The sequence below is a fragment of the Poseidonocella sp. HB161398 genome (assembly GCF_005870025.1).
Lineage (GTDB): Bacteria > Pseudomonadota > Alphaproteobacteria > Rhodobacterales > Rhodobacteraceae > Mangrovicoccus.
Window position 1 is genome coordinate 1 of the sequence record NZ_VATA01000263.1, and the last position, 731, is coordinate 731.

Here is a 731-nt window from a genome sequence, read left to right on the forward strand (position 1 = left end):
TTTCCTCCGGTTTCGAGGCGCCAGCGCTGGGTCGGGTCGAGGGCGATGCGCATCCAGTTCGACAAGAGGTTCAGCGACAGCGTGGTCAGGATGATCGCCAGGCCGGGCCAGAAGCTCAGCCACCAGGCCGAGGTCAGATAGGGCCGCCCCTGCGCCACCATCAGCCCCCAGGTCACCTCGGGCGGCTGGATGCCGATGCCGAGGAACGAAAGCGAGCTCTCGGCCAGCATCACGAAGGCGAAATCCAGCGTCGCGATCGTCACCAGCGTCGGCAGGATGACGGGAAGGATGTGGCGGAAGATGATCCGCGGCGTCGAGGCGCCCATCACGACCGCCGCCTGGACGAACATCCGCTCGCGGATCTCCAGCACCTCGGCGCGGGTCGTGCGCAGATAGACCGGGATGCGGGTGATCGCGAGCACCAGGATGATGTTCCCGACCGAGGGCTCGAGCATGTAGAGCACGATGACGGCGAGGAGCAGCGACGGGAAGGACATGATGACGTCGGCGAGCCGCGGGATCATCTGCCCGGCGCGGCCGCGCGAATAGCCCGCGATCAGCCCCAGCGACGAGCCGATGACCATCGAGGCGATCACCGCGCCGGTCGCCACCGCCATGGTGTTCGAGGCGGCGACGATGATCCGCGCCAGCAGCGGCCGGCCCAGCTGGTCGCCGCCGAGCCACATCGTCCAGTCCTGCTCGAAGAGGAAGGGCACGGCATTGCGGCCGCG

General features: G+C 68.1%; 1 protein-coding gene. It reads right to left on the minus strand.

The genetic code is table 11. The features are described 5' to 3' along the window. Positions 1 to 731, minus strand: a 731-nt coding sequence (locus FGX59_RS37160; RefSeq protein WP_138473502.1) for an ABC transporter permease, incomplete at both ends; no start/stop codon positions are given.